The 258-nt window shown below is 48.8% G+C and carries 1 protein-coding gene; it reads right to left on the reverse strand.

Annotated elements, in window-relative coordinates:
• The coding region (locus tag SB658_RS25350) for a M16 family metallopeptidase (RefSeq protein ID WP_410603196.1) at nucleotides 1-258 on the reverse strand (258 nt) is incomplete at both ends.

The raw sequence follows: 258 nt of genomic DNA on the forward strand, positions 1-258 counted from the left end.
GTATACAGAATAGGCCAGTCCTTTATCTTCGCGCACATCCTGGAAAAGACGGCTGCTCATGCTTCCGCCAAGCACGTTGTTTAAGACGATCAAATCGTAAATGTCCGGATCTCCGACTTTCAGGCCTTTGAAACCGAGACAGAGATGCGCCTGTTCGGTGTCTTTTTTTCTCGTCAGCTTTTCATAATGAAACTCAGGCTCGCTGATGCCGCTTGCTTTGCCCTTCGCTTCGTATGTACCGAACCATTTCTCCACGTC

Origin of the sequence: Bacillus sp. SIMBA_008 (genome assembly GCF_046535495.1) — a bacterium.
Taxonomy (GTDB): Bacteria; Bacillota; Bacilli; order Bacillales; family Bacillaceae; genus Bacillus; species Bacillus subtilis.